The organism is Collinsella sp. An271 (assembly GCF_002159695.1).
Classification (GTDB): Bacteria; Actinomycetota; Coriobacteriia; order Coriobacteriales; family Coriobacteriaceae; genus Collinsella; species Collinsella ihumii.
In genome coordinates this window covers 47,356-71,276 of the sequence record NZ_NFJE01000002.1, presented here as the reverse complement: position 1 = coordinate 71,276, position 23,921 = coordinate 47,356, and the positions used below count along the sequence as shown (strand labels likewise).

At 66.7% G+C, this 23,921-nt stretch carries 17 protein-coding genes; 12 read left to right on the top strand and 5 right to left on the bottom strand.

The features are described from left to right. Positions 1-67: 67 nt before the first annotated feature. Complete coding sequence (rlmD, locus tag B5F74_RS01920) at positions 68-1,381, bottom strand: 23S rRNA (uracil(1939)-C(5))-methyltransferase RlmD (RefSeq protein ID WP_087199574.1); 1,314 nt, start codon at positions 1,379-1,381, stop codon at positions 68-70. A gap of 240 nt (positions 1,382-1,621) precedes the next feature. After that, entirely contained in the window at positions 1,622-4,657 is a 3,036-nt protein-coding gene (gene ppk1 / locus B5F74_RS01915; RefSeq protein ID WP_204212390.1) for a polyphosphate kinase 1, read from the bottom strand. 773 nt (positions 4,658-5,430) lie between these two features. On the opposite strand from ppk1, the gene arcA reads away from it, so the two are divergent. The 3 genes from arcA (at position 5,431) to B5F74_RS01900 (ending at position 9,575) form a co-directional block, all read left to right on the top strand. Beyond that, positions 5,431-6,681 (top strand): arginine deiminase, encoded by a 1,251-nt coding sequence (gene arcA, locus B5F74_RS01910; protein WP_087199572.1) that lies wholly within the window; start codon positions 5,431-5,433, stop codon positions 6,679-6,681. 120 nt (positions 6,682-6,801) lie between these two features. After that, the gene (gene argF / locus B5F74_RS01905) at positions 6,802-7,797 is read left to right on the top strand and encodes an ornithine carbamoyltransferase (RefSeq protein WP_066833057.1); all 996 of its coding nucleotides are present in this window, start codon (positions 6,802-6,804) and stop codon (positions 7,795-7,797) included. A 296-nt stretch (positions 7,798-8,093) separates the two neighbouring features. Next, positions 8,094-9,575, top strand: coding sequence for a DUF1846 domain-containing protein (locus B5F74_RS01900; RefSeq protein ID WP_087199570.1), 1,482 nt, complete (start codon positions 8,094-8,096; stop codon positions 9,573-9,575). A 152-nt stretch (positions 9,576-9,727) separates the two neighbouring features. Here B5F74_RS01900 and B5F74_RS01895 read toward each other — a convergent pair whose 3' ends face one another. The 3 genes from B5F74_RS01895 to B5F74_RS01885 are packed head-to-tail and all read right to left on the bottom strand — an operon-like array spanning position 9,728 to position 12,343. Further along, complete coding sequence (locus tag B5F74_RS01895; RefSeq protein WP_087199568.1) at positions 9,728-10,363, bottom strand: PrsW family glutamic-type intramembrane protease; 636 nt, start codon at positions 10,361-10,363, stop codon at positions 9,728-9,730. Continuing rightward, positions 10,351-11,055 (bottom strand): hypothetical protein, encoded by a 705-nt coding sequence (locus tag B5F74_RS01890; RefSeq protein WP_087199565.1) that lies wholly within the window; start codon positions 11,053-11,055, stop codon positions 10,351-10,353. The genes B5F74_RS01895 and B5F74_RS01890 overlap by 13 nt, the downstream gene beginning before the upstream one ends. Before the next feature lie 4 nt (positions 11,056-11,059). After that, positions 11,060-12,343, bottom strand: coding sequence for a hypothetical protein (locus B5F74_RS01885; RefSeq protein ID WP_087199563.1), 1,284 nt, complete (start codon positions 12,341-12,343; stop codon positions 11,060-11,062). Between the two features lie 301 nt (positions 12,344-12,644). On the opposite strand from B5F74_RS01885, the gene B5F74_RS01880 reads away from it, so the two are divergent. The 9 genes from B5F74_RS01880 (at position 12,645) to murD (ending at position 23,913) form a co-directional block, all read left to right on the top strand. After that, complete coding sequence (locus B5F74_RS01880; RefSeq protein ID WP_087199561.1) at positions 12,645-14,306, top strand: CTP synthase; 1,662 nt, start codon at positions 12,645-12,647, stop codon at positions 14,304-14,306. A gap of 13 nt (positions 14,307-14,319) precedes the next feature. Beyond that, entirely contained in the window at positions 14,320-15,288 is a 969-nt protein-coding gene (gene xerD, locus B5F74_RS01875) for a site-specific tyrosine recombinase XerD (protein WP_087199559.1), read from the top strand. 725 nt (positions 15,289-16,013) lie between these two features. After that, on the top strand, positions 16,014-16,448 hold the full coding sequence (locus tag B5F74_RS01870; protein WP_066833023.1) for a hypothetical protein: 435 nt from the start codon (positions 16,014-16,016) through the stop codon (positions 16,446-16,448). Positions 16,449-16,475: 27 nt separating this feature from the next. Beyond that, entirely contained in the window at positions 16,476-17,441 is a 966-nt protein-coding gene (rsmH, locus tag B5F74_RS01865) for a 16S rRNA (cytosine(1402)-N(4))-methyltransferase RsmH (RefSeq protein ID WP_087199557.1), read from the top strand. Positions 17,442-17,536: 95 nt separating this feature from the next. After that, positions 17,537-18,016 (top strand): hypothetical protein, encoded by a 480-nt coding sequence (locus tag B5F74_RS01860; protein WP_066833020.1) that lies wholly within the window; start codon positions 17,537-17,539, stop codon positions 18,014-18,016. 22 nt (positions 18,017-18,038) lie between these two features. Then, positions 18,039-19,886 carry a penicillin-binding protein 2 gene (locus tag B5F74_RS01855; RefSeq protein ID WP_239283317.1) on the top strand — a complete coding sequence of 616 codons (1,848 nt, stop codon included), beginning with the start codon at positions 18,039-18,041 and terminating at the stop codon, positions 19,884-19,886. A gap of 142 nt (positions 19,887-20,028) precedes the next feature. After that, positions 20,029-21,465, top strand: coding sequence for a UDP-N-acetylmuramoyl-tripeptide--D-alanyl-D-alanine ligase (murF, locus tag B5F74_RS01850; RefSeq protein WP_087199555.1), 1,437 nt, complete (start codon positions 20,029-20,031; stop codon positions 21,463-21,465). Further along, the gene (gene mraY / locus B5F74_RS01845) at positions 21,466-22,497 is read left to right on the top strand and encodes a phospho-N-acetylmuramoyl-pentapeptide-transferase (RefSeq protein ID WP_087199553.1); all 1,032 of its coding nucleotides are present in this window, start codon (positions 21,466-21,468) and stop codon (positions 22,495-22,497) included. A gap of 9 nt (positions 22,498-22,506) precedes the next feature. Beyond that, positions 22,507-23,913 (top strand): UDP-N-acetylmuramoyl-L-alanine--D-glutamate ligase, encoded by a 1,407-nt coding sequence (gene murD / locus B5F74_RS01840; protein WP_087199551.1) that lies wholly within the window; start codon positions 22,507-22,509, stop codon positions 23,911-23,913. Positions 23,914-23,921 lie beyond the last annotated feature (8 nt).

The window sequence follows — 23,921 nt, the reverse complement described above, 5'->3', positions numbered from 1 at the left end:
CGCGCGGGCGAGTATGGGGTGCGGCAACGTTGGGGGGAACGTCCGGCCACCGGGAACCCGGGCGCCCCTAGGCGCGGGTGAGATGGGCGACCGTCTCGCAGTGGAACGTCTGCGGGAACAGGTCGACCGGCGTGGCGGAGACGACCTTGAAGGTGCCCTCGTCGAGGAAGCGCCGCAGGTCGCGCGCGAGCGTGGCGGGGTCGCACGAGACGTAGGCCACGTCGCGCACCGACGTGCCCGCGATCAGGTCGATGGCGGCGGGGTCGAGTCCCGCGCGCGGCGGGTCGACGACGAGCACGTCGGCGTCCTCGTCGGGGAACTCGCGCACCGCGTCGCCGCCGATGGGGTCGACGTTGTCCAGCCGTGCGATCTCGAGGTTGCGGCGCAGGTCGCGGATGGCGGGGCCGTAGGCCTCGACGGCCGCCACGTAGGCGCAGCGGCGGGCGAGCGGGAGGGTGAACGTGCCGGCTCCGCAGTACAGGTCGATGGCGACGTCGTCGGCACCGGGGTCGAGCGCGTCCATGACCAGCTCGATGAGGATTTCGGCTGCGGCGGTGTTCACCTGGAAGAACGAGGGAGCGGATAGGCGCATCTCGCCGTCGGCGATCTTCTCGGTCCACGAGCCCTCGCCTGCAAGCGCCTCTACGCCGGCGACCTTGCGAGCGCGCCGGTCGCCCTTGGACATGACGCGCACGACGCTCGTGGGATGGACGGCGTCGGTGAGCACGCGCGAGACCTGGGCGCGCGGGAAGGCGCCGGTGGGGGTCCACAGCGCGATCTCGAGCGCCTTGGTCCTGCGGCTGGCGCGGATGCCGACGCGCTCGAGGCCCAGATCGCGGGAATTGCCGAGATAGGACAGGGCGCCGGCGACCGCCTTCACCGCGCGCGGGTACTTCTTCTCAAAAAGCGGGCAGCTGTCCACCTTGATGATCTGGTCGGGGTCGACCCCGTGCATGCCGAGGCGGAAGCGGTTGTTGTCCCACGAGGGCGCGAGCTCGACCTTGTTGCGGTAGCCCCAGGCGTCCTTCGCATGGCGGATGGGCTTGACGATCGCGTCGACCTCCTCGTCGGAGAAGCGGCCGATGCGGCGCAGCGTCGAGCGCAGGTTGCCCTCCTTGGCCGCGCGCTGGGCGTCCATCGAAAGGTTGCCCCACGGGCAGCCGCCGCAGATGCCCACAAAGGGGCAGGGCGCCTGCACGCGCTGGTTCGAGGGCTCGAGGATCTCGGAGACGACGGCGCGGTCGAACGAGGAGCCCGTGCTCACCACGTCGGCCTCCACGACGTCGCCCACGACACCTCCCGACACGAAGACGGCCTTGCCGTCCTCGGTGCGCGCGAGGCCGTCCGGGCCGTAGGTCATGCTGTCGACGGTGAGTTTCATGAGGGAACCTTCCATTACGTGATATGTGCTATGCGCAGCTTAGCGAAAGCGCTGGTAGATGTCGACGGATTCACGAGCCGACCACGGATTTGCCCGCCCTGTTCGCGTCATCGGCGCCTCCCCTCGGTCGCGATGGGTTGAAACGAACCCGTCCCCAACGAACCCATGGGTGCCAAAACGAGGCCGCCCGTGCGGGGGAGCGCACGGGCGGCCGATGCGGTGCGGGACGCGGGCTTATCGCTAGCGCATGTCGCGCTTCTTCTGCTTCAGCTCCTTTTTCTGCTGCTTGAGGGCCTTCTTCTGCTGGTCGAGCATCTGCTGGCGCTGCTTTTGCTGCTGCTTCTGCTGGCGCAGGGCCTGTTTGCGCTGCTTGTTCTCGATCCGCTGCGCCTTGAGCATCTGGTCCTGCTGGCGCTGCTGGATGCGCTGCAGCCTCTCGGCCTCGCGCTCATGCTCCTGCTTGCTGCCGAACAGCAGGGTCTTGAAGCCCATGCCGATGAGCGCGAAGCCCGTGGCGACGCGACCGATGCGGCGGATGACGATGGTCTTCGTGCCGCCGTCCTTCTCGTCGAGGTCCTCGTCGACCTCGTCGGCATCCTCCTGCGGGTCGATGATCGTGGCCTTGACCGACGTCGCGCGCGGCTGCGCGGGCTCAGGCTCGGGCTCGGGCTCGAAGGCGGGCTCCGGCGTCGGAGCGGGCTGGGGCGCCGCGACCGGCTCGGGTGCCGGCGCGGGCTTAGGCGCGGGCTGCGCCTCGGCGGCGGGCTGCTGGGCAGGGGCCGCCTGCGGTGCGGGCTCGGGTGCCACGGAGGGCTGAACGACCGGCTCGGGCTCCGTTGCGGGCGCCGGCTGCGGCGCGGGCGCGGGTTGCGGCGCTGCCGCGGGTTGCGGCGCTGCCGCGGGCGCCGGCTGCTCGACCGGCGCGGGCTGAGGCGCGGGCGCCGGCTGCGGCCCAGCCACAGGCGCCGGCTGCGGCTCGACGATGGGCGCGGGCTCCACCGGCATGCCGTCGGGATGGCCCGCGCCCTCGAGCACGAGCTCGTGATCGGCCTCGACGGCGGCCGCCGGCGGCGTCCCCATGGGGACCGTCGGGCGCGCGGCGGCGCGCTTGGACGCGGCCTTCTCGGCGGAGCTGGCGCGCTCGATCGCAAGCGTCATCAGGTGCTCCTGCGCGATGAAGGGCTCGTCGCCCACGGCGCGCACGATGGGGGCCCACAGGCCCTTGGGCGTGAGCTCGCGCGCCTTCACGTTGTCCTTCAGCTGGATGTCCATGTATTGGATGACCTGCGCGCGCACGCCGGCGTCGAGCACGGGGAACGCGATCTCCACGCGGTGCTCGGTGTTGCGGGTCATCATGTCGGCGCTCGACAGGTAGACCGTGTCGGCGTCCTCGCCGAACGCGTAGACGCGCGCGTGCTCGAGGTAGCGCCCCACGATGGAGCGGATGTGCACGTTCTCGGTCTTGCCCGCAACGCCCGGCAGCAGGCAGGAGATGCCGCGGATGATCATCTCGACCTGCACGCCGGCGCGGCTCGCCTCGGAGATCTTATCGATGACCTCGCGGTCGGTCAGCGAGTTGAGCTTGAAGAACACGCGCGCCGGCAGGCCCGCCTGCGCGCGGTCGATCTCGCGGTTCAGGCCGGTCATGATGAGCGGCTTCAGGCCCGCAGGCGCCACGCCCAGATAGCGGTAGCTGCCGCGCAGGTTGCCCAGCGACAGGTTCTGGAAGAAGGAGTTCGCGTCCTCGCCGATGCCGGGGTGCGCGGTCATGAGCATGAAGTCCGAATAGAGCTTCGCGGTCTTCTCGTTGAAGTTGCCGGTTCCCAGCAGCGTGATGCGGGTGACCGCCATGCCCTCGCGGTAGGTGATCTGGCAGATCTTGGAGTGGCACTTGAAGCCCTCGGAGCCGTAGATGACGGTGCAGCCGGCCTCCTCGAGGCGCTCGGCCCACTCGATGTTGTTCTCCTCGTCGAAGCGGGCGCGCAGCTCCATCAGGACGGTGACTTCCTTGCCGTTCTCGGCGGCGGCGATCAGCGACTCGCACAGGCGCGACTGCTTGGCCACGCGGTAGAGCGTGATGCGGATGGAGAAGCAGTCGTCGTCGTAGGCCGCCTCGTGCACGAGATCCAAAAACGGGTTCATGGACTCATACGGGTAGAACAGCAGCTTGTCGCCCTCGATGACCTGCTCGCGCATGCTGCGCCCGGAGTCGAATCCGGGGTTGTTCTGCGGCGTGAAGGGGTCGAAGAGCAGCTCGTGGCGTGACGCCTCCGGGATATGGGACTCCAGCGAGTACACGTAGCCCAGATCGAGCGGGATGTCCACGACCGCCGTCGCGCGCCCGGAGAGCTCGAGCGCCTGGCGGATCGGCTTGACGGTCTCGCGCTCGAGCTTGCCGCGGATGAAGAGGTAGACCGGCTGCAGGCGCAGGCGCTTCTTCAGGATGCGCTTCATGTGCTGGCGGTAGTCCTCTTCCTCCTCGACTCCCTCGCCGTCCGGGTCGATGTCGGCGTTGCGGATGACGCGGATCACGGCGCGGTCCTGCGGCTCGTAGGAGCCGAAGCACCCGTCGATGCAGGACATGATGACGTCCTCGAGCAGGATGTAGCGGTACTCGCCCGTGGTGCTAGGGATCTCGATGACGCGCGGCAGCGAGGCGGGAACCTCGATGAGGCCGAGCAGGCCGGACTCGTCGGCCGACGCCGCGAGGCTGCAGACCAGGTACAGGCCGCCGTTGCGCAGGTTGGGGAACGGGTGGCGCGGGTCGATGACGAGCGGGGAGATGATGGGGGAGATGAAGGATTTGAAGTACCCCTCGACGAACGTGCGCTCGTCGCCGATCAGGGTGCTGGGCTCCAGGCGCACCATGCCGCGGTCGGCGAGCTCCTCCTCGAGCTCGTGGAAGGCGCGCGCCTGGCGGGCGTACAGCGGCGGCAGGGCCTCGAACACCTTGTCGATCTGCTCGGACGGCGTGAGGTTGCTCTTGTTGTCGCGCGGCTGGTGCTTGAGCGTTGCCAGGTCGGACAGGCCGCCGATGCGGATCATGAAGAACTCGTCGAGGTTGCTCTCGAAGATGGACACGAACTTGAGGCGCTCGAACAGCGGCACCGACTCGTCGTATGCCTCGGCGAGCACACGGTCATCGAAGCGCAGCCAGGAGAGCTCACGGTTCTGGGTGTAGGAGAAATCGTAACGCTCCGCCTGGGGGATGCCCTCAAGCGGCGCGGGGTCTTTCTTCTTGTCGTCTTTCTTGCGGTCTTTGTCTTTGACTGCCATGGCGGATCCGTCTCTACTCGAAGGGGCATACGGTACCAACCGCGCCCGCGCCCCGCCGAGGGCGCCTGCGCGATGTGCATAGTTCAACTCCATCATAGGGCCTCGCGCCCCGTGCGGGCGCCTCGCGGGCAAAGCTTATCGGGATGCTTACACGAACGGTCGGGGACCGGTTCAGGGAGGCGCCGATCGGTCCGCCTTGCGCCCGCTGCAGGGTGTTCGCCGCAAAGGCGGCCGGAAAGCGGCCTCTCAGGCTCGGTCCGGAACGTGCGTAGAGGGCGCTGTATCCGCCCGGGTGGGAAACCGCACGTTGATAAAACCTTTTACCAACGTGCGCAGGCGCTTCATTTTGAATTTGGTATCAATTCGCGGGCAATAAGGGCCTCTTTAGGGCGGATCTGGGTGCCCTCTCGGGGCCACCAGAGCAGCACGGACAAGGAAACCGCAGGTCACAGGCTTGTCAGATATGGCCGCTTCCAACCCGTACTTGCCGATCTGATACCAAATTCGTTTTCAAGATATAGCAACCCCCTCTATCCTGGGGTTTTGCGGTGCGGTTTCCCCACCGTGCGGCGCCGGGTCCCCAGGACCACCCCAGGTCCCGGGGTCCGCGCGCCGTTCAGCCCAGCCCAGCTCGCGTAATATGGGTTTTATCCAAGGTTTGGGCGCGTTCGGAAAGACGTGAGATAATCGAAAAGATTGTGAGTGGAGAACCGGCGCCTGCGCACGCGGGCGCGGCTGGGCTGCGCGGCGGCCCGCACGGAAAGGGTAGGTCGATGGCGAAAGGTCTGCATGTCCCGAACGAGATCGGGCAGCTTCGGCGTGTCTGCTTGCACAGGCCGGGCGACGAGCTGCTCAATCTTCCGCCGAGCGAGCTCGACAGGCTCCTGTTCGAGGACGTCCCGTTTCTGGAGGACGCGCAGGCCGAGCACGACGCGTTCGCCCAGACCCTGCGCGACCAGGGGGTCGAGGTCGTCTACCTCGAGGACCTCGTTGCCGAGGCGTTCGACGCCATGCCCTCCGCCCGCGAGGAGTTCCTGGACCAGTACCTCGCCGAGGCCGGCATCAAGGGCAAGATCCTGCCCGCCGCCATCCGCGAGTGCCTGGGAGCCATCGCCGACAACCGCGAGTTCGTGAAGAAGACCATGGCGGGCCTCACCAAAGACGAGATCGACCTGCCGCTCGTGCGCTCGCTGCCGCTCGACGCGGTGTCGCGCGTCGAGAGCGAGACCAACCTCGCCATCGACCCGATGCCCAACCTGTACTTCACGCGCGACCCGTTCGCCGTCATCGGCAACGGCGTGAACCTCAACCGCATGTACTCCGCCACGCGCAACCGCGAGACCATCTACGGCAAGTACCTCTTCAAGTACCATCCCGACTACAAGGACACGACGCTGTACTTCCGCCGCGACGCCTCGTTCCATGCCGAGGGCGGCGACGTGCTGAACATCAACGAGCACACCATCGCCGTGGGCATCTCGCAGCGCACGCAGGCGGCCGCGATCGACGTCATGGCGCAGAACATGTTCTGGGACTCCGATTCCAAGGTCGACCGCATCCTGGCGTTCGAAATCCCCAACTCGCGCGCCTTCATGCACCTCGACACGGTCTTCACCCAGATCGACGTCGACAAGTTCACGATCTACCCGGCCATCATGGAGACCCTGCGCGTGTTCGAGCTGACGCCGTCCGTGCGCTCGGGGGAGGTCTCCATCCGCGAGATCAACGACACGCTCGAGCACATCCTGGCGGGCGCTTTGGGCATCGACCAGGTGAAGCTCATCCCGTGCGGCGGCGGGGACCCCATCGCCGCGGCGCGCGAGCAGTGGAGCGACGCCTCCAACACGCTGGCGGTGGCCCCGGGCAAGATCTGCGTCTACGCGCGCAACACCGTGACGAACGACGTGCTGTACAAAGAGGGCATGGACCTGCTGGTGATCCCGTCCGCCGAGCTGTCGCGCGGCCGCGGCGGCCCGAGGTGCATGAGCATGCCCTTCTGGCGCGACGACCTCCCGACGGGCTGAGACGCCGCGCTCTCGGTTCGCCCGCCTCGCGGTTTATCGTTTCGAAACAGGCGGACCTCATACTACATGGATGATTGCGCCGGGGGACCGGCCACAGGAACATGACCGAAAGGAGCCTTCATGGGCGTGAACCTCTCCGGACGCAGCTTTCTGAAGCTGCTCGACTTCACCACCGAGGAGATCGAGTACCTGCTCGCGCTTGCACGCAACTTCAAGGACCTCAAGCGCACCGGCACCCCGCACCGCTATCTCGAGGGCAAAAACATCGTCCTGCTGTTCCAGAAGACCTCGACGCGCACCCGCTGCTCGTTCGAGGTGGGCGCGATGGATCTGGGCATGGGCGTGACCTATCTCGACCCGAGCGGTTCCCAGATGGGCAAGAAGGAGTCCATCGAGGACACCGCGCGCGTGCTCGGCCGCATGTACGACGGCATCGAGTTCCGCGGCTACGATCAGGCCGACGTCGAGGAGCTGGCCGCCAAGTCCGGCGTGCCGGTGTGGAACGGCCTGACCGACCAGTGGCATCCCACCCAGATGCTCGCCGACATCCTGACCGTTCAGGAGAACTTCAACTACGACATCAAGGGCAAGACCCTGGTGTTCATGGGCGACGCGAAGAACAACGTGGCCCGCTCCCTCATGGTCGTCTGCGCCAAGCTCGGCATGAACTTCGTCGCCTGCGGTCCGGTCGAGTGCATGCCCGCCTCCGACGTGATCGACGCCTGCACGCCGATCGCCGCGGAGAACGGGTGCACCATCACCTTGACGCAGGACCCCGAGGCGGCCTGCCGCGGGGCGCACGTCATCTACACCGACGTGTGGGTCTCCATGGGCGAGCCCGACGAGGTCTGGGCCGAGCGCATCAAGCAGCTCGAGCCGTATCGCGTGACCTCTCAGCTCATGGCGCTGGCGGACCCCTCGGCGATCTTCTTGCACTGCCTGCCGAGCTTCCACGACACCAACACCACCATCGGCGCCGATATCGCGAGCAAGTTCGGCGTCACCGAGATGGAGGTCACCGACGAGGTGTTCGAGTCCCGTCAGTCCAAGGTGTTCGACGAGGCCGAGAACCGCATGCACACCATCAAGGCGGTCATGTACGCGACGCTGAAATAGCGCCCGCGCGCCCGCGACGGGCGCGGTGAAAACAACCGACCGGTACTGCCCATGGGCCCTTCGGATTCATCCGGAGGGCCCATGCGTTCGGCGCCCTTGAGGGGGCCGCCGGCCGCGCCCGTCTCACGGCGCCGCCGCCAAAACGCGGGCGCCGCGGCGCACGGCGTGTGTTTTGTCGGCCCGATTCCGCTGCCGGGCGGGCGGCGGCATGCGTCTCGACTATACTTAGGCAGGCTTGTCGCCAGCGGGCGCCGGGCCGAGCCACACAAGCAGACGTCTGAGAGGAGCCCCGCCCAATGCGCCAGGGATTCGATAACGAGAAGTACATCAGCCTGCAAGCGGAACACATCAAGGAGCGCATCGCTCAGTTCGGCGGCAAGCTGTATCTGGAATTCGGCGGCAAGCTCTTCGACGACTACCACGCGAGCCGCGTGCTTCCCGGCTTCGAACCCGACAGCAAGTTCCGCATGCTCAAGAGCCTGTCGGACGACGTGGAGATCGTCATCGCCATCAACGCGAACGACATCGAGAAGAACCGCGCGCGCAGCGACCTGGGCATCACCTACGACGAGGACGTCTTGCGCCTGACCGATATCTTCCGCGGCTACGGGTTCCTGGTGAGCTCCGTCGTGCTCACGCAGTACGCGGGCCAGCCCACGGCCGACCTGTTCCGCCGCCGCCTCGAGGACCTGGGCATCACCTGCTACCTGCATTATCCCATCGAGGGCTATCCCCACGACATCGACCTGGTCGTGTCCGACGAGGGGTACGGCAAGAACGACTACATCGAGACCTCGCGCCCGCTCGTGGTCGTGACGGCCCCCGGCCCCGGTTCGGGCAAGCTCGCCACCTGCCTGTCGCAGCTCTATCACGAGCACAAGCGCGGCGTGAACGCCGGCTACGCCAAGTTCGAGACGTTCCCCATCTGGAACCTCCCGCTGTCCCACCCCGTCAACATCGCCTACGAGGCGGCGACGGTCGACCTGGACGACTCCAACATCATCGACCCGTTCCACCTCGAGGCCTACGGCAAGACGACGGTCAACTACAACCGCGACGTCGAGGCGTTCCCCGTGGTCAAGTCCCTCATGGAGAAGATCATGGGGGAGAGCCCCTACCAGAGCCCCACGGACATGGGCGTCAACATGGCCGGCTACGCCATCGTGGACGACGAGGCCTGCCGCGAGGCCTCCAAGATGGAGATCGTCCGCCGTTACTTCAACGCGGCCGAGCAGGTCAAGCGCACCGGTGCGGGTGCCGAGCAGGTGGACCGCCTGCGCAACATCATGAAGAAGGCCGGCGTGACGAAGGACTACTCGCCTGCGCGCTCCGCCGCGCTGCTGCGCGAGGAGACCACGGGCGCGCCTGCCGGCGCCATGGTCATGCCCGACGGCTCGGTGGTGACTGGCAAGACCTCCACCCGCCTAGGCGCGGCGAGCTCGCTGCTCATGAACGCGCTCAAGGCCGTGACCGGCGTGGACATGGAGACCGAGGTCATCAGCGACGACGCCATCGAGCCCATCCAGCGCCTGAAGACGCACCGCCTGGGCAGCGTCAACCCGCGCCTGCATCCGGACGAGACCCTGATCGCCCTGTCCATCACATCGGCGACCAGCGAGGTCGCCGCCCGCGTGCTCGAGGGCCTGAAGAAGCTGCGCGGCTGCGACGCGTTTTTCTCCGTCATCATCTCGGCCTCCGACGAGGAGCTGCTGCGCAAGCTCGGCATCAACGTGTGCTGCGAGCCCAAGTACGAGCGCAGCGGCATCTACCACAAATGATACGGTGGGGACGGGGTCAAACGTCTCATTTTGCACGGTGAGGCGATGGGCTGTTCCTCACAGGGCATGATGCAAGCGGCCCTCCGTCTGCCACCCCGGTTCGGGGCCGGCGACGGAGGGCCGCATCTCATCTGGATGGAGATTCGGGCGGCTCACGCCTTCGAGCGGCGTCTGCGATGGGCGGCCCACGCGGCGCCCGCAGCGGCATAGGTCGCAAGCGGCAGCGCCAGGCCCGCGAGATACCACGGGTCGGTGGCGCTCACCAGCAGGTTGAATGTCGCATGATAGGTGATGGCGGCGGCGAGCAGGCCGAACGCGCCCGTGTAGAAGAGCTTTTTCTGCTTGTGCACGAACGTGAAGCCCAGACCCACGGTGACGGTGCACAGGCCGTGCACCAGGCTGGTGGCGAGCCCGCGCGTGAGCGCCCAGCTCACGGCGGCGCTATCGCCCACGCTCATCATAAGGTAGGCGTTCTCGGTGATGGCAAAGCCCACGCCGCAGGAGAAGGCGAGCGCGAGCACCTCGGAGCGGCGGTCGCTGCGGGCCGCGGCGTAGATGAGCACGGGGAGTGCCTTCAAGATCTCCTCCACGATGGGCGCCACCGAGAGCGACAGCTCGAGCGACGTGATGCCCAGCGCCTGCCGAATCATGCCGTTCACGGCGCCGGCGCAGACAGCGATGTAAGATCCTGCCAGCAGATAGGTCACAAGCCAGCGCGAGCGTCCCTGCAGGATGGGCAGCATGAGGGCGAGCGGGACCGCGAAGCAGATAAAGGCTATCGAAACCATTTTGCCACCCCAATTCTTGCGAGGGGCAGCGCCGCCAGGACCGCTGCTGCGGTTGTCAAGCAGGCGGCTGCGTGCATGATGCCGCCTGCCGCCGCGAGCAGGACGACGGGCTGCAGGATGCAGATCGCCAGCACGCAGGCGTTGTAGGGGCGCATGACCCGGATGATGCCCATCTCGATATCGGGCAGCACGAGGTGCTTGGCGGCAAAGTAGGAGGTTCCCGCCACCGGGATGAGCGCCAGCGCCATGGGCGCCATGGCATCGCGGGCTCCGGGCAGAAGGAGTGCACCTTCAAGCACGATGAGCACGGGCGCGGCCAGCGCGCCCAGCCGGTAGGGGCGAAGCTTTGGCTCGCGCCCGTCCGCCAGGGTGTCGAGCGCGCCCACGTAGGAGGAGAACAGGAAGAAGAAGGCGCCGGCGTACCCGATGAGCCCGATGGAGAAGCCCGCCTGCCCGGTGACGAGTGGCATGACGGCGCCGGGGTCTGCGGCGGACAGCTGCTTCAAGGCGAGCGCGGGCAGCGCGCCCGAGCTCACCAGGGCCGTCCGCAGGATGTCGTAGAGCGTTCCCATGGCGTAGCAGGCAAACCCGTAGGTCACGATGCGGAAGAACAGCGGGATGCCGCGCTTCGTGCCCTGGACCAGGCCGAAGATCGTCGAGATGAGGGCCGCAGCCCCGATGAGGGTCTGCATGCGGCTACGCCTTCTGCTCGGCCTGCGATGCACGCCGGCGCATGAGGGCATAGATCGCGCCGCCGCCGACCAGCGCGCCCGCGCCGGCACCGACAGCGATCATGCCGAAGCTGTCTCCGGACCCGCCCGAGACGGTTCCCGTGGCGCCCTGCTGAGCCTGCTGGAGTGCCTCGCAGCCCATGGCGAGCTCGTCGAGCGCGGCGTCGATCTGGTCGTTGACGTTCTGGGCATCGGCGCTTGCGGGGTCGAGGTTCTCGAGCTCACCCTTAAGCTCCTCGATCTTGTCGGCGCGCTCCGAGATGAAGGAGACGAGCTCCGACTGCACGGCCAGGATCTGGTCCGCCTCGTCGATGGTCCCGCGGGAGGCAGAGGCCTGCGCCTCCTGGGCATCGGCGACCGCGCTCGCCGCTCCCTGCACGTAGCTGTTGTACTGACCCATGTAATCCTGGGTGAATTCCATCTGCTGCTGGATGTCGGTGCCGAGGTTTTCTTGCATCGCCTCGATATCGGCGATGATTTGGTCGATCTCCTCTTCGGTGTAGCCGTCGGCGGCGTTTTTGGGCGCGGAGAACTCATATTCTGCCTGCGAGGCGAGCTCGGAGATGCTCTGGGGGATCCTGATGCCCTTGAAGCTGGCCGAGGTGACGCTCGTGCGCTGCTCCTCGGTAAGCGTCACGCCGATCGAGGCGGCGATTTCATCTTGGCGGGCCTTGGTCGCCTCGGCAGCGGACGCGACATCATCCGTTTTGGTGACGCCGTGGGACTTCAGATCGTTCTTGAGCTGATTCGATAGCGTGCCGCCGGAGTTCGAAAGCTCGTTGAGCTGCTTGAGGTAGCCGGCGAGCGCTACAAGTTCCGAGACCGAGGACGGATAACTGTTTTTGAGGGCTCTCAGCCCGTTGATCAACTCCGTGCAGGCCCTGCTCTTATCCTGCTGCTCGCGGATCGCCTCGACCTTCTCCATCGCCTGCTGCTTGTTCTGCTGGGCGAGCTGCATCTGGAGCTGGGCGAAGATGAGCTGGGCGTTTTGCCCGGAGTTCAGGAGCGAGTCGAATGGGGACGGGGTCACGCTGAGCGCGCGGGATGCCGCCTCGGTCGCCTGCTGGTTGGTGGGATCTTCCACCATGAGCTCGACTTGCTCGGTTGCCTCCTCGACAATCTGGGTCTCCTCTGTGACGGTCTGCTGGGCGTCTTCGAGCTCGTCGGCGAAGGCGGGCATCGGCGCCGCAAGCGCGCCGATGAGTCCTGCCGTGATGGCGAGCGCTGCAAACGGGGTGCGAAGTTTCATATGGTTCTCCTCTACATGGCCTGGTCGGTTCCGGGTTGACGTTTGCCCTTCGGATGAAGGGCGATTCGGGTGCGTACGGCATGCTGTTGGTGTCGCGCGGGGCATGCATTCGTGCGCATGCACCACATAATAAGGGAGGGGGTACGATCGTGCTCGCCTCGTCACCCATTGGCGTCGTGAGTGCCCCGAGATTTCGAATGAATGAAATCATCGACTTGTGCCGCCGGGCCCTCTGCCCGGTGCTACGATAAAGACCCGTGAAGACAACAGGACTTCGACGGGAAAGCTCAGGTACAAAACAATGGCAAAACACATCTTCGTCACCGGCGGCGTGGTCTCCTCGCTCGGCAAGGGCATCACCGCCGCGTCGCTCGGCCGCCTGCTCAAGAGCCGCGGCTACAAGGTCACCATGCAGAAGGCCGATCCGTATCTCAACGTCGACCCGGGCACGATGAGCCCGTTCCAGCACGGCGAGGTCTTCGTGACCGAAGACGGCTACGAGTCGGATCTCGACCTCGGCCACTACGAGCGCTTCATCGACGAGAACCTCACGCGCAACTCCAACTTCACCACGGGCGCCATCTACCAGAGCCTGATCCACCGCGAGCGCCGCGGCGACTTCTTGGGCGGCACCGTGCAGGTGATCCCGCACGTCACGAACGCCATCAAGGATAAGTTCCGCCGCATCGAGGAGCAGACGGGCGCCGACGTGGTCATCACCGAGCTCGGAGGCACGATCGGCGATATCGAGAGCCAGCCGTTCGTCGAGGCCATCCGTCAGTACCGCAAAGACGTCGGGCCCGAGAACGTCTGCTACATCCACGTGAGCCTCGTTCCCTACATCGCCGCCGCCCACGAGGTCAAGACCAAGCCCACGCAGCACTCCGTCAAGGAGCTCCGCAGCTTCGGCATCCAGCCCGACATCATCGTTTTGCGCAGCGACCACGAGATCGACAACGCCATCCGCACCAAGATCGCGAGCTTCTGCGACGTCGACGACGACTGCGTGTTCACCAACGAGGACTGCGCCTCGATCTACGACGTGCCGCGCCTGTTGGCGGACCAGGACTTCGACCTACGCGTCTGCGAGCGCCTGGGGCTCGACCCGCGCGAGCGCCACATGGAGGACTGGTACGGCTTCCTGTCCAAGCAGGACCATGCCAACCAGCACGCCGATAAGGTGAAGATCGCCGTGGTGGGCAAGTACACGCAGCTGCCCGACGCGTACCTGTCGGTCATCGAGGCCCTTCACCACGCGGGCATCTTCTTCGACCGCCATGTGGACGTCCAGCTCGTCGACGGCGAGAGCCTGGACGAGACCAATGTCGACGAGATGCTCGGCGATGCTTCGGGCATCCTCGTCCCCGGCGGTTTCGGCAAGCGCGCGTTCGACGGCAAGATCTGCGCCGCGCGCTACGCCCGCGAGCACAAGATTCCGTATCTGGGCATTTGCCTCGGCATGCAGGTGGCGGTCTGCGAGTTCGCCCGCAACGTCGCCGACCTGGCGGAGGCCAGCTCGTCGGAGTTCGATCCGGATGGCCCGCACTCGGTCATCGACCTCATGGATTCCCAGGAGGACGTGACCGAGAAGGGCGGCACGATGCGCCTGGGCGCCTATCCGTGCAAGCTCGCCGCCGATTCGCTCGCGCGCGAGGCGTACGGCGAGGAGCTCGTCTACGAGCGCCATCGCCATCGCTTTGAGTTCAACAACGCCTACCGCGACCAGCTTGAGCACGCCGGCCTGGTCATCTCCGGGGTGAGCCCCGACGAGAGCCTGGTCGAGATGATCGAGCTGCCGCGCGACGTCCACCCGTGGTTCGTGGCGACGCAGGCGCACCCCGAGTTCAAGAGCCGTCCCACCAAGCCGCAGCCGCTGTTCCGTGAGTTCGTGCGCGCATCGGTCGCGCAGCATGAGGGGGTCAGCCGCACCGAGGTGAACCCCACCAACCCGGTCGAGCAGTAGGGCGGCGGGCGCTATGGACGGACGGACGCATGCGCCGCGCGGGCCGCGGCGGGGACGCGAGGGCGCATCGCCCGCGCCGCGGACCCCGCTCGAGCGCTGCCGCGACGAATACCTCGGGCATCTCGCCGTCGAGCGCGGGCTCTCCCGCAACACGCTCGACGCCTACCGCCGCGACCTCAATGCGTACGTGTCCTATCTGTCCGAGCGCGGCATCGACGATGTCGATGTCGTCGCGCGCCGCGACATCGAGGATTTCATCGCTGCGCGGCGCGAGGCGGGCTACGCCTCGTCGTCGATCAATCGCACGCTGTCGGCGGTCAAGGGGATGCATCGGTTCCTGATGCGCGAGGGCATGAGCGAGACGCATCCCACCGCCGGCGTGCGCTATGCGCGCAAAGACGACCGCCTGCCGGAATATCTGACCATCGAGCAGGCGACGGCCCTGCTCGACCAGCCGTTTCCCCAGACCGATGCCGGCGTGCGCGACCACGCGATCCTCGAGGTGCTCTACGGATGCGGGGTGCGCGTCAGCGAGCTCACGGGGCTGGACGTGGGCGACCTGTATCTCGATGACGAGTTTCTGCGCGTGACGGGCAAGGGCTCCAAGGAGCGGCTCGTGCCGATCTCCGGCACGGCCGAAAGCGCCCTGCGCTCCTATCTCGCCGACGCGCGCCGCTCGCTTGCCGCCCATGCGCGCAGCGGCGTCTCGGCGGCGGTGTTCCTCAACGCGCGCGGCGGCCGCATCTCGCGCCAGTCGGTGCACACGATCGTGGAGCGCGCGGGAAGGACGGTGGGGATCGAGGGCCTCCATCCCCACATATTGCGGCACTCGTTCGCCACCCATATGCTCGCCGGGGGAGCCGACCTGCGCGTGCTCCAGGAGATCTTGGGCCATGCGAGCATCTCGACGACGCAGGTCTACACCCATGTCGACCGCACCCAGCTGCGCGAGGTCTACCTGGCGGCCCATCCGCGCGCATGAGGGTGCGCTCGCCATGGGGGGCGGGCGCATCCGGCATATCCGCAGAAACCGAATCGACCGGCTCGCCTTGGGCCAAAACCCGTTCATTCATGAATGAACGGGGCCCGTTTCGGCGTTTGCCCAGGATTCGATTTTCTGACACCCCTCTTCATTCATGAATGAGCGGGTCGGCTGTCGTCGTTGCTCGACAATGAACGGGTCGACGGGGCCGACCCGGCGCGGGGGATGCACCCGAGGGACCGTCCTGGGGCGCGCATCGACCGCAGCGTCGGCGCCCCCACGGCGCCCCCACTTCCTCCCACCGGCGTTCCCACTTCCTCCCACCGGTGTCCCGCGGGCGCGCACATCGCTGCAAAAGCGCGGACCGCAGCAGCAAAACAGCTGGTCAGAGGCCTACTTTTTCTCCCACCGCGCTGACCTGCGGATTCTCGATTTCGTCACAACTTCGCCCCGCCGGAAAAATCGGTTCAACCTCAGCTTGAACGTTATGCTTTACCGCCCCTTCGGCGAGGGGTGGTGGCTTTTCGTGCTCAAAACACAAGATGTAGTGGTCGGGGCGGTGGCGTCCTGAAACCTCTCAACAAGGTCGGGTGGGTTGGTGGGAGCCGGTGGGGGAGAAAGTGGGAAAAAGTGTTGCGAAAGGGTTCAAAAGTCCATAAGATTGAAGACGTCGACAGCGGGGTGGCTCCCGCACAAGCCCACGAATTGCCTAAGGGGGTGCGGCGGTGTATCTCACCGGTACCTATGATCGAAACCTCGATGCAAAGGGCCGTCTGTCTCTACCGCCAGCCTTCCGCAAGCAGTTCGACGAGCAGGTGCGCGTGCTGCCCGCTCCTGAAAAGGAGCTCGACGCCCTGTACGTGTTCACCGAGGACACGTTCAAGGCCTGGCTTGACGATGTGTTCCGCGCAAAGGGCGGTTACGACCCCACGAACGGAGAGCATCGCATGGTCAGGGAGGCGCTGAACGGTCAGGCGGCTACACTCGATATCGATTCGGCCGCCCGCATCAGCCTTCCTGAGCCGTATCGCGCTCAGGCCGGTCTCGATCGCGAGGTCACGATCGTCGGCAACGGCGACCGCCTGGTGATCTGGGACCGTGCAAAGCACGAGGCGCGTCAGGCCGCGGTCAAGAACGTGCTGGCGAACTTCTTCGATTAGGGAAGCGGTCCGGAGGAGAACACGAACATGGAGACGGGATCGTTGACATACGAATATCGGCATGAACCTGTCATGCTCAACGAAGTGCTCGAGCAGCTCGCCTTGCACGAGGGGGAGGTCGTGTGCGACTGCACCCTCGGAGGGGCCGGTCACTCGGTCAAGCTGGCCGCTGAGGTCGGTGCGACGGGCCTGCTCCTCGGCATCGATCAGGACGACATGGCGCTGGCCGCGGCGCACGAGCGCCTCGACTGCGAGGCGCCGGGCGTGCCCCGCAAGCTCCTGAAAGGGAACTTCGGGGATCTGGACGAGCTTCTGTGCTCGGCCCAGGTGCCCGGTGTCGACGGCTTCCTGTTCGATCTGGGCGTCTCGAGCCCGCAGCTCGATATCCCTGGCAGGGGCTTCTCGTACCACGAGGACGCCCCACTCGATATGCGGATGGATCCGGGTAACAACACCTTAAACGCAGCTGAGGTCGTGAACACCTACAACGAAGCAGACCTCGCCCGGATTCTTCGCGTCTACGGGGAGGAGAAGTACGCCCGCCAGATCGCGCGCCAGATCGTGCGCAGGAGGGCGGACGCGCCTCTCAAGACCACGGGAGATCTGGTGGAGGCGGTCAAGGCGGGCATTCCCGCCGCGGCCCGGCGCCACGGGGGGCACCCCGCGCGCAAGAGCTTCCAGGCGATCCGCATTGAGGTCAACCATGAGCTCGATGTGCTCGAGCGCGGCCTCGAGGCTGCGGTCAGATGGGCGAATCCGGGAGGGCGCATCTGCGTCATCTCGTACCATTCGCTCGAGGACCGCATCGTCAAGCGGCTGTTCCAGGAGCATAGCCAGGGCTGCATCTGCCCGCCGGATATTCCGGTGTGCGTGTGCGGGCACGTGCCGGTAGTCGAGATCATCACCCGTAAACCGCTGGTTGCGCAGGCCGAGGAGGTCGAACGCAACCCCCGGGCCCGGTCTGCCAAGATCCGCGTGGCGAGGCGCTTGTAACCTTGCGTGCGATCGCGGTGCGGCCATCCCCGAGCGGCAGCATAAACGTACTTTAATCGCACTACTCTTACTTCGAGGGGAATGGGTTGCATACCATGGGTTATCGTCAGTCAAACGCAGCATTCGCCTATGATATGCAACCCGCCGCAACACCGGAGCGCCTCCGCCAGAACGAGGCGCCGCGCGTCGCCGAGCGCCCGAGCCTGCACGTCGTCACCGGCGAGGGCCGCCAGGCCAACCAGGCGGTCAGCCCGGCGTTCGTGAGCGTCATCAAGGTGTGCTGCGTGCTCATCGCCCTGTTCTGCGTCGTCGGCCTGGCCCGCGTCAGCCTGGCGAGCGCGACGGCGGCGACGCTCAACAACAACGCCGCGCTCACCAACGAGCTCGAGACCGGCCGTGACGAGAGCTCCAACCTCGAGGTCATGCAGTCGGTGTACGGTTCCCCCACGCGCATCCGCGACCTCGCGTCCGGTACGCTGGGCATGGTCGATGCCGAGAACACCGTCGAGCTCGACCTTTCCGGTTCGGCCGCATCGTCTGCCACCGAGGGCCAGCCGTCCGCAGACCAGCAGTAGGAGCCGCAAGAGGGGCGCATCTATGGCACAGAACAGAAACGGATACGGTCGCGACCGCTACGGGAGCGACCGCTTTGCTGACCGTCGCTTTGGCGACGGTCGTTTTGACTACGGTTCCCGCGAGCGCCGCGACCGCGCCTCGGCGCGCGCAGCCCGCGGGGGAGGCAACCGGCGCGGCCGCGGCGGCTCCGGTGCGGGAGGCTCCGCATCGGACGGCGCGCTCATGTCCCGCCGCACAATCGTGAAGGGCCTGCTGGGTGCGTTTTCGCTCGCGGGCGTCTTCAAGCTCTCGCAGCACCAGATCTTCTACCACGACGTCAACATGGAGCGCCTCGAGGCGCGCCGCATCGCCAACTCGACGCTGCACGCCAAGCGCGGCACGCTCTACGACCGCAACGGCAACGTGCTCGCGGCGAGCGAGGAGTGCAGCAACATCGCGCTCAACACGTACAACATCGAGGACAAGAAGAAGGTCGCAAACGCGCTCGTGAAGCACCTGGGCGTCGAGAAGAGCTTCGCGAACGACAAGGTCAACGAGGAGACCACCTGGACCTACGTGGCGCGCAAGGTCGACCAGGACGTGGCCGACGCCCTCATGGAGGAGGGCCTTGCGGGCATCGAGTTCGAGCAGACGGTCAAGCGCGTCTACCCGTACGGCCAGCTCGCCTCGCAGGTGCTCGGCGTCGTCAACACCGACAACGAGGGCATCTCGGGCCTGGAGCTGCAGTACGAGCAGGACCTGCAGGGCGAAAACGGCTGGATCGTGCGCGAGCGCGGCGCCGACGGCAGCTATATCGCCGGAGGCGCCTACGAGAAGCAGGCGGCGGTCGACGGCGACGACCTGGTGCTCACGCTCGACATCAACATCCAGCGCGAGGCGGAGGAGGCGCTTGCCGAGGCGGTGGCCAACAGCGGCGCCTACCACGGGTCCATCATCGTGACCGACCCCACGAGCGGCGAGATCTTCGCGGCCTGCTCGTACCCCACCTACAACCAGGCCGACCTGTCGACCGCGCGCACCGAGGACATGAACCTGCGCGTGGTGACCGACGCCTACGAGCCCGGCAGCGTCTTCAAGGCGCTCGTGAGCGGCATGGCGATCGATCTGGGCGTGGCCGACGTGGATACGACGTTCGACGTGCCGCCCGTGGTGCTCGCCGGCGACGACGAGGTCACCGACGTCGACGACCGCGATTACGCGATGACCATGACGCTGCGCGAGATCATGCGCCGCTCGTCGAACACGGGCATGATCCTGGTGGGCGAGAAGGTCGGCGCCGACAACTTCGCCGAGTATCTCGACCGCTACGAGATCGGCCATGCGTCGGGCATCGACTTTCCGGGCGAAAACACCGGTATCGTGCGCTCGCGCGACGAATACGACGGCGCGAGCGTGGCGGCCATGTCGTTCGGCCAGTCGGTCTCGGTGGCGCCGGTCGAGCTGACGCGCGCGATCTCGGCCATCTCCAACAAGGGCATCATGACCACGCCCCACTTCCTCATGGCCAAGAAGGGCGTGAAGGTCGATTGGTCCGCGCACGACAAGCAGGTGCTCTCCGAGGAGACGGCGACCAAGGTCGCGGACATGATGCTCACCGTCGTGGATGAGGGCACCGGAGAGCTCGGCCAGGTCGAGGGCTACGAGGTGTCGGGCAAGACGGGCACCGGACAGCGCGCGAGCGAGACCGGCGGCTACGAGCTCGGGAAGTACCTGGCGTCGTTCATGGGGTTCGCCCCGACGAAGGACCCGAAGGTGCAGGTCTACGTCACGCTCGACGGCACGGGGTACACCTCGGTCGCGGCGGCCCAGCCCTTCGCGACCGTCATGGGTGCGGCCCTGCAGGCACTCGGCGTCAAGCCGACCCGCTAGGCAACGTCCGTTTGGCGCGTGTTGGGTCGGGCTCGCTTGCGCTCATGTCGACGGCGCGAGCATCCACAGGGCCTGCACGAACTGGGGTGCCGGTCGCGCTAAAATGTACGGTCGGCATATTCGGCTCGTTAAGGAGCGATGCATGATAGAAATCGCAGTCAAGTACCTCGAGAGGGTCACGGGCGCGAAGCCGTGGACGGGCAACGCCGACCGCGTGTGTCGCGGCGTCGTGATCGACTCGCGCGAGGTCTCCCAGGATTCCATCTTCGTGGCGTTTCCCGGTGAGCGCGTCGACGGCAACGACTTCGCCGCCTCGGCCATCGAGGCGGGCGCCGCGTGCGTCGTGCTGACGCGTGAGCCCGCGCGCGACCTCATCAAGGCGGCCGACCGGCACGAGTGCGCCGTCTTCACCTGCGAGGACCCCACGCAGTTTTTGCTCGACCTGGCGCAGGGCTACCGCGCCCGCATGCACTGCACGGTCATCGGCGTGACCGGCTCGATCGGCAAGACCACGACCAAGGACACCCTCGCCGCGCTGCTGTCCACGCGCTACCGCGTGCACGTGACGAGCGGCAACCACAACAACCTCATCGGCATGCCGCTGACCATCCTGTCCGCCCCGCGCGACACCGAGATCATGATCTTGGAGATGGGCATGGACGGCTTCGGCCAGATCGAGCGCCTGTCGCGCTGCGCGCAGCCCACGTACTCGGTCATCACCAAGATCGGCACGTCCCACATCGGCCTTCTGGGGAGCCGCGAGAACATCGCGCGCGCCAAGGCGGAGATCCTGGCGGGCATGCCGCCCAGCTCCGAGAACTTCGAGGGGCACCATTCCGCGCTCGTGCTGAACGGGGAGGACGACTTCACCCCCTTCATCATCGAGAACTTCGCAAAGCCCGCGGGCATCGAGGTCATCCTCTGCGGCATGACCGACGATGACGACGTGAGCGCGCGCGACGTCGAGCTCGAGCAGGACGGCTGCCCGTCGTTCACCATCTCGTTCGAGGACGGCGCCCAGTTCAGGACGCACGCCTCGATCCCGGGGGCCCAGTCGGTCGTGAACGTGCTGTTCGCCGCCGCCCTCGCGCACCGCCTGGGCGTCGCCCAGTACGTGATCGACGAGCAGTTCGCGAAGCTGGAGATCACCGGCCGCCGCACCGAGGTCCGCATCTCCGCGTGCGGCGCGCGCATCATCGACGACTCGTACAACGCGGCGCCCGAATCCATGGCCGCGGCCCTCGACCTTCTGGCAAAGCTGCCCGCGACCGGCTCGCGCATCGCCGTCCTCGGCGAGATGGGCGAGCTCGGCTGTGAGGGGGAGCGCCTGCACGCGCTCACCGGCGCCTACGCGGCCGCCAAGAAGCTGGATCTGCTCGTGTGCGTCGGCGGCGAGAACGCCGGGCACATGGCCGCCGCCGCGCGCCTCATGGGCATGCCCGAGGACCGCGTGAGCGTGCTGCCCACCACCGATGCCGCGATCGCGCGCCTCTCGCACGCGATCGCTTCCGATGACCTGGTGCTCGTCAAGGGGTCGCGCTTCGTTGGCCTCGACCGCTTCGTGGAAGAGGTGTGCTAAATGATCGGCAACCCCCTGTATCCTACCTATCAGACGTTTCTCGCCCTCGGCATCGCCGCGCTCATCGCGCTCGTGCTCATGCCGCTGTGGATCCGCATCCTGAAGTTCGAGGGCATCGGCCAGCAGGTCCGCGCCGACGGGCCCAAGCGCCATCTGGTCAAGCAGGGCACGCCGACCATGGGCGGCGTGGTCATCCTGATCTCCGTCGTGCTCACCTGCGTGCTCATGGCCCGCTTCTCCGTCGAGCTGCTGCTCGTGGTCGGGGCGACCGTCGCCACGGGCCTGCTCGGCCTGATCGATGACGTCACGAGCGTCACCCACGGCCGCTCGCTCGGCCTCACCCCGCACGCCAAGATGATCGGCCTCACCCTCATCTGCGTCGTGTTCTGCCTGGTCGCCGTCAACCTGTGCGGCGTCACGCCCGCGGTGCGCTTCCCGGGAGGCTTCACCATCGACCTCTCCGGCATCAAGACCGTCTTCCAGATCGGCGACCGCGCCTACTACATCCCGTGGCTCTACCTCATCTTCACCTGGCTCGTGATCGCGGGCTTCTCCAACGCCGTCAACCTGACCGACGGCCTCGACGGCCTCGCGGGCGGCACGTCCATGATCGCCATGCTCATCATGGCGGCCATCGCCTTCATGCGCAGCGATCCGGGCCTGGCGATCTTCGGGGCCGCCTGCGCCGGCGCGTGCCTGGGCTTTCTGTGGTTCAATTGCTACCCGGCGAGCATCTTCATGGGCGACACCGGCTCGCTCGCGCTGGGCACCGCCTTCGCGAGCATGGGCCTGATCACGAACACCGAGGTCGCCTCGCTCATCATCGGCGGTCTGTTCATCATCGAGGCGCTGTCCGTCATGATCCAGGTCGTGAGCTTCAAGCTCACCGGCAAGCGCGTCTTCCTCATGGCCCCCATCCACCATCATTTCGAGAAACTCGGTTGGGCCGAGACCAAGGTCGTCATCCGCTTCTGGATCGTCGCCGCGGCGTTCGGCGCCCTGGGCTTCGCCTTGTTCTTCCAGCTGGGATAGTGATTCTTCATGCCGTTGCCTCAAACATTCTCGCTTCTGGTGCTCGGTCAGGGGCTGACCGGGATCGATGTTGTGACCTGGGCGCTCGATGCGGGCTCCGCGCGCGTGAGCTCGATCACCGTGTACGGGGGCGCCTCGTCGGAGCCCACTGAGCGCACGCGGGCCCTCGAGTCCGCGGGCGTTCGGTTCGTCTACGGCACCGAGGAGGTCGAGGGCGACTACGATATCTGCGTGGCGAGCCCCGGCATCTCCGAGTTCTCCGACTTCTTCGCCTCCGCCGCAGCGCATGCGGGCGAGATCATGGGCGAGCCCGAGCTCGCCTGGCGCCTGTCGCGCGCGCCGTGGTGCGCCATCACCGGCACGAACGGCAAGACTACGACCACCACGCTCGTGAACCACCTGCTCCAGGGCGCCGGCATCGAGTCCGTGGCGGTCGGCAACATCGGCACGCCGGCGATCGAGGAGGCCGAGAAGCACGGCCCGGACGCCTGGATGGTGGCCGAGCTGTCGAGCTACCAGATCGCGACGACCCATGAGCTGCACCCGCGCGTCGCCGTTCTGCTCAACATCACGCCCGACCACCTGGCGTGGCACCGCACGCACGAGAACTACGCCCTGGCCAAGATCAAGCTGTTCGACAACATGACCGCAGACGACCTCATCATCGTCGACGTCGAGGACGAGGGCGTCATGACGTATGCGGACCGGATCTTCACCGGCGGGCACCGCGTGCTGTCGCTCGGCATGGCCGACGCGGGAACGCGCGATGCGGCCTTCGTGCGCGAGAGCCGCCTTGTCGTGCGCCTGGACGGGGAGGAGTTCGACCTCGTCCACGCCGACGACCTGGCGATCGCGGGGCAGCACAACGTCATCAACGCCCTGGCCGCGTCCGCGGCGGCCCTGTACTGCGGTGCGCCTGCGGATTGCGTCCGCGCGGGCCTCGACACGTTCAGCCCGCTCGAGCACCGCGTCGAGCCGTGCGGCGAGCTCGACGGCGTGCGCTACTACAACGATTCCAAGGCGACGAACACCGATGCGGTCGAGAAGGCCCTGACGGCGTTTCCCGACGACGACGTCATCTTGCTGCTGGGAGGCCACGACAAGGGCACGCCGCTCGAGGACTTCGCCGCCTACGTGTGCGACCACGTGCGCGCCGTCGTGTGCTACGGCGAGGCGCGCGCCCGGTTCCGCCGCGCGATCGAGGACGCCGACCGCAACCAGGACGTGGACATCGCCGAGGCCGATGACCTGCGCGACGCCGTCGACGTCGCGCGATCGCTCGCCTCGCGCGGGGACGTGGTGCTGCTGTCTCCCGCCTGCTCGTCGTTCGACGAGTTCTCCGGGTTCGAGGAGCGCGGCAGGTATTTCAAATCGTATGTGGAGAAGCTGCGCCAGGCGCACGATGACGAGGAATAAGGGTGAGC